The organism is Pseudomonas sp. EGD-AK9 (genome assembly GCF_000465935.2).
Lineage (GTDB): Bacteria > Pseudomonadota > Gammaproteobacteria > Pseudomonadales > Pseudomonadaceae > Aquipseudomonas.
Window position 1 is genome coordinate 1 of record NZ_AVOF01000315.1, and the last position, 3720, is coordinate 3720.

Annotated in this window: 3 protein-coding genes; all 3 read left to right on the top strand. The window is 68.3% G+C overall.

Annotated features, from left to right (window positions below):
* Nucleotides 1-144 (top strand): TetR family transcriptional regulator C-terminal domain-containing protein (locus N878_RS14865; RefSeq protein ID WP_031303226.1); only part of this gene is annotated, 144 nt, incomplete at its 5' end.
* A 257-nt stretch (nt 145-401) separates the two neighbouring features.
* Nucleotides 402-1874: a betaine-aldehyde dehydrogenase gene (gene betB / locus N878_RS14870; RefSeq protein ID WP_021444416.1), complete on the top strand. Its 1473-nt coding sequence runs from the start codon at nt 402-404 to the stop codon at nt 1872-1874.
* Nucleotides 1875-2073: 199 nt separating this feature from the next.
* A partial coding sequence (gene betA / locus N878_RS14875) for a choline dehydrogenase (RefSeq protein ID WP_021444417.1) occupies nt 2074-3720 on the top strand: 1647 nt, incomplete at its 3' end.

Sequence of the window (3720 nt, forward strand, 5' to 3'; positions counted from 1 at the left end):
GCGCGCGCCGCGGCACGCGGCCTGGCGGCGCTGATCGACGGCCTGTGGCTGCGCGGCGCGCTGTCCGGCAAAGCCTTCGACACCGAGCAGGCGCGCCGTATCGCCTACGACTACCTCGATCTGCAACTGGGCAAGGCCTGCTAGGCGGTCGCGGGGCCGTCCAGGCTGCGCGCACCGCCTGCAAAACCGGTCGCCGACTCGAGTCAGCGCCGCTGCAATGCCGCGAAGCCAGGCGGCTGCAGGGTTTATCGAATCCCCCCGAGATCGCGCGGTGCGCATGACGCACCCGACTGCCTGCATGTCGCGATTAGCTGCGCGCTGTCGTTTTTATTGATTGATCGTTCAATCTAAATAAAATAGGCTGTTTTCTAGCCAATTCATTCGCGCCCAGAGGACAGCCCATGCCCCGCTTCGACCAGCAGCAGCTCTATATCGGTGGCCGTTACGTCGCCGCCAGCAGTGGCCAGACCTTCGACAGCATCAACCCGGCCACCGGCGAGGTGCTCGCCACCCTGCAGCGCGCCAGCCAGGCCGATGTCGAGCGTGCGGTGGCCAGCGCCAAGCAGGGGCAGAAGGTCTGGGCGGCGATGACCGCCATGCAGCGCTCGCGCATCCTGCGCAAGGCGGTGGACATCCTGCGCGCGCGCAACGACGAGCTGGCCGAGCTGGAGACCCTGGACACCGGCAAGCCGCTTTCCGAAACCCGCAACGTCGACATCGTCACCGGCGCCGACGTGCTGGAGTACTACGCCGGGCTGATCCCGGCCATCGAGGGCGAGCAGATCCCGCTGCGCGAATCCTCCTTCGTCTACACCCGCCGCGAGCCGCTGGGCGTGGTCGCCGGCATCGGCGCCTGGAACTACCCGATCCAGATCGCCCTGTGGAAATCCGCGCCGGCCCTGGCCGCCGGCAACGCGATGATCTTCAAGCCCAGCGAAGTCACCTCGCTGACCGCACTGAAGCTAGCCGAGATCTACACCGAGGCCGGCCTGCCCGACGGCGTGTTCAACGTGCTCACCGGCAGCGGCCGCGAGCTCGGCCAGTGGCTGACCGAGCACCCCGGCATCGAGAAGATTTCCTTCACCGGCGGCACCAGCACCGGCAAGAAGGTGATGGCCAGCGCCTCCAGCTCCACCCTCAAGGAAGTGACCATGGAGCTGGGCGGCAAGTCGCCGCTGATCGTGTTCGAGGACGCCGATCTGGACCGCGCCGCCGACATCGCGGTGATGGCCAACTTCTACAGCTCCGGCCAGGTCTGCACCAACGGCACCCGGGTGTTCGTGCCGCGCATGCTGCAGGCGCGCTTCGAGGCCAAGGTGCTCGAGCGGGTCAAGCGCATCCGCCTGGGCAGCCCGCTGGATGAGGCCACCAACTTCGGCCCGCTGGTCAGCGCGGCGCATATGGACAGCGTGCTCGGCTACATCGAGAAGGGCCGCGCCGAGGGCGCGCGCCTGCTGATCGGCGGCGCGCGCGTCACCGACGGCGACTACGCCAAGGGCGCTTACGTGGCGCCGACCGTGTTCACCGACTGCACGGATGCCATGACCATAGTGCGCGAGGAAATCTTCGGCCCGGTGATGAGCATCCTCATCTACGACAGCGAAGAGGAAGCGATCCGCCGCGCCAACGACACCGACTACGGCCTGGCCGCCGGCGTGGTGACCCGCGACCTCAATCGCGCGCACCGGGTCATCCACCAGCTGGAAGCCGGCATCTGCTGGATCAACACCTGGGGCGAGTCGCCGGCGGAGATGCCGGTGGGCGGCTACAAGCAGTCCGGCGTCGGCCGCGAGAACGGCCTGACCACCCTCGGCCACTACACCCGGATCAAATCGGTGCAGGTGGAACTGGGCGGCTACGCCTCGGTGTTTTGAATAGCCGCCCCTAGGGTGGGGTAGCGGCGCGCACCTCGAAGCCTGAAGCCCAGAGGCAGCAAACGCCGCGTAACCCACCAGTTCGCCAATCCGATCAACCCGGTGGGTTACGGCGCACCGACATCGGATGCAGACCAAGCCCGGTCTTGCGCCTAACCCACCCTAGGGGCTACGCAGACCCGTCATACAGGTGACGCCCATGTCGCAAGAATTCGACTACATCATCATCGGCGCCGGCTCGGCCGGTAACGTGCTGGCCACCCGCCTGAGCGAGGACGCAGACGTCAGCGTGCTGCTGCTGGAAGCCGGCGGCCCCGACTACCGCCTCGACTTTCGCACCCAGATGCCCGCCGCCCTGGCCTTCCCGCTGCAGGGCCGGCGCTACAACTGGGCCTACGAGACCGAGCCGGAGCCCTTCATGAACAACCGGCGCATGGAATGCGGGCGCGGCAAGGGCCTGGGCGGCTCCTCGCTGATCAACGGCATGTGCTACATCCGCGGCAACGCCCTGGACTTCGACAACTGGGCCAAGCTGCCGGGCCTGGAAGACTGGACCTACCTGGACTGCCTGCCCTATTTCCGCAAGGCGGAAACCCGCGACATCGGCGCCAACGACTACCACGGCGGCGACGGCCCGGTGTCGGTGACCACGCCCAAGGCCGGCAACAACCCGCTGTTCCACGCCATGGTCGAGGCCGGCGTGCAGGCCGGCTACCCGCGCACCGACGACCTCAACGGCTACCAGCAGGAAGGCTTCGGCCCCATGGACCGCACCGTCACCGCGCAGGGCCGCCGTTCCAGCACCGCCCGCGGCTACCTCGACCAGGCCCGCGGCCGGCCCAACCTGCGCATCGTCACCCACGCCCTGACCGACCGCATCCTGTTCGACGGCAAGCGCGCCAGCGGCGTCGCCTACCTGCACGGCGACGGCGACACCCCGGTGATCGTCCGCGCCCGCCGCGAGGTGCTGCTGTGCTCCGGCGCCATCGCCTCGCCGCAGATCCTGCAGCGCTCCGGGGTCGGCCCCGCCGCCCTGCTGCGCGAACTGGACATCCCCCTGGTGCACGAGCTGCCCGGCGTCGGCCAGAACCTGCAGGATCACCTGGAGATGTACCTGCAGTACGCCTGCAAGGAGCCGGTGTCGATCTACCCGGCGCTGAAGTGGTGGAACCAGCCGGCCATCGGCGCCCACTGGCTGCTGCGCGGCAAGGGCCTGGGCGCCAGCAACCAGTTCGAGGCCGGCGGTTTCATCCGCACCCGTCCGGAATTCGCCTGGCCCAACATCCAGTTCCACTTCCTGCCGGTGGCGATCAACTACAACGGCAGCAACGCGGTGAAGGAGCACGGCTTCCAGGCCCACGTCGGCTCCATGCGCTCGCCCAGCCGCGGCCGCGTGCAGCTCAAATCCAGGGACCCGCGCCAGCACCCGAGCATCCTGTTCAACTACATGAGCCACGAACAGGACTGGCAGGAGTTCCGCGACGCCATCCGCATCACCCGCGAGATCATGGCCCAGCCGGCGCTGGACGCCTTCCGCGGGCGCGAGATCAGCCCCGGCCCGGACTGCCAGAGCGACGCCGAACTGGACGCCTTCGTCCGCGAACATGCCGAGACCGCCTTCCATCCCTCGTGCTCGTGCAAGATGGGCGAGGACGCCATGGCGGTGGTCGACGGCCAGGGCCGGGTGCACGGCGTGCAGGGCCTGCGGGTGGTGGACGCGTCGATCATGCCGGAGATCATCACCGGCAACCTCAACGCCACCACCATCATGCTCGCCGAGAAGATCGCCGACCGGATTCGCGGCCGCGCGCCGCTGCCGCGCAGCACCGCCAAGTACTTCGTCGCC